Origin of the sequence: Mycobacterium talmoniae, from assembly GCF_001854525.1 — a bacterium.
GTDB lineage: Bacteria > Actinomycetota > Actinomycetes > Mycobacteriales > Mycobacteriaceae > Mycobacterium > Mycobacterium talmoniae.
Genome location: NZ_MLQM01000334.1, coordinates 1 through 1,411, shown reverse-complemented (window position 1 = coordinate 1,411; position 1,411 = coordinate 1). Strand labels below are relative to the sequence as shown.

Genomic DNA, 1,411 nt, shown 5'->3' with positions numbered 1-1,411 from the left:
GGGCGGGCTGCGGCGCCCGTTGGGTCGGGGCGATGACGTTGCCGCCGGCGTTGGGTCGCAGATTCGCCGACGGGCGCATATCGGACGCCAACGCGATCACCAGGGCGACCACCCCGATCACGAACAGCGTCACCAACGCGCTGCCCGCTAGCAGCAGCGGTATTCCCCGCTGCTCGTCGACATCGAAGGCGGTGGTCACCGCCTCGTCCTCGTCGCCGACGGCGCTGTAGGCCAGCCCGTCGTCGTAGTCGTCCCGGCCGGCCGGGACGTACGCGTACTGGAGGTTGGCCAGGTTCTTGTCGACCTCGCCGGTGCCCGGATCCCGTGCCCACGCCACCGCCCGCGTCGACGACGCAAACAACGGTGCCTGCGCGCTGGCCAACGCCGCACCCCGCGCCAACGCCATGTCGGGCTCCTCGGGCACGCTGACCGCCAGCGCGGTGGCGGCCTCCAGGGTCGGCTTGATCATCGCGACATTCACCCCGGAGCCCACCACAAAGACGCCGTCGGGGTCCGATTCCAGCCGGTCGATGCCGCCGACCAGCGCGCCCAGCTCGGTCAGGGCCTCGTCGTCGTCGCCGGGCAGCGCCCGGTGATGCGCCTCGAGGATCGAACCGTCCGAGGAATCGACCACTGCCACCGTCGCCGCGCTGGGTTCGACGAACAGCAACGCGGTGCGCTCCTGGCCGAGCGCACCGCCCACCGTTTGGGCCAGCGCGGCGGCGGCCAAAAACGCCGACACCAGCATCACGTTGTCGACCTTGTGCGCGGCCAGCGCATCGCGCAGCGCGGCGGCCTGCGCCTGGTCGCTGACCGTCACCCCGGCCGAGGTCAGCCGATACCCGCCCGCGCGGGCGCTTTCCCGGGTGCCCAGCACCGCCGAGACCACCCGGTCGGTGGTCGCCTCGGTGTCCTCGACGGTGAAGTCGTCCTGGTCGACGGTCACCCCGTTGGCGTGCTCGCCCTCCACCAGCACCAGCCGGACGGTCGGAGGCGCCAGCGACACCCCAAGAACGATGTCCACAACACCTCCCACGCGTGGCAAGCCCACAGCCGGGGAGTCCGACGCCGACTACCGCCTAAGAGATGTGCTGACGTTGATGACGTTTCGATCAGGCGGCGCGGATCCCCGCTGACCCGGTGTCCACAACCCTACTCGCCCCCTGCGGCACGGCTCCGTGGTCACGGGAATCCGCCGTAGGAGCCCCCACCAGGGGGATTGAACGGATTCTGCTGCTGCGGCGCCTGGTTCTGCGGCACCTGTACCGGTATCGGGACCGGCACGAACGGCAGCGTCAGGTAGTCCGTCGTCATCGGCACCCCGGTGGTCGTGGTGGTGGTGGACGTCGTCGGCGGCGTGGTGGTCGTGGTCGGCGGGGTGGTGGTCGTGGTGGTTGTCGTGGTGGGCGGT

At 70.8% G+C, this 1,411-nt stretch carries 1 protein-coding gene and 1 pseudogene; both read right to left on the bottom strand.

Going from position 1 to position 1,411, the window contains the following annotated elements; translation table 11 throughout:
• Nucleotides 1-1,024: DUF7159 family protein (locus BKN37_RS27150; protein ID WP_131823730.1), on the bottom strand; the 1,024-nt coding region annotated here is incomplete at its 3' end.
• Between the two features lie 158 nt (nucleotides 1,025-1,182).
• Nucleotides 1,183-1,411 (bottom strand): annotated as a pseudogene (locus tag BKN37_RS29665) (Hsp70 family protein); the annotation flags it as partial.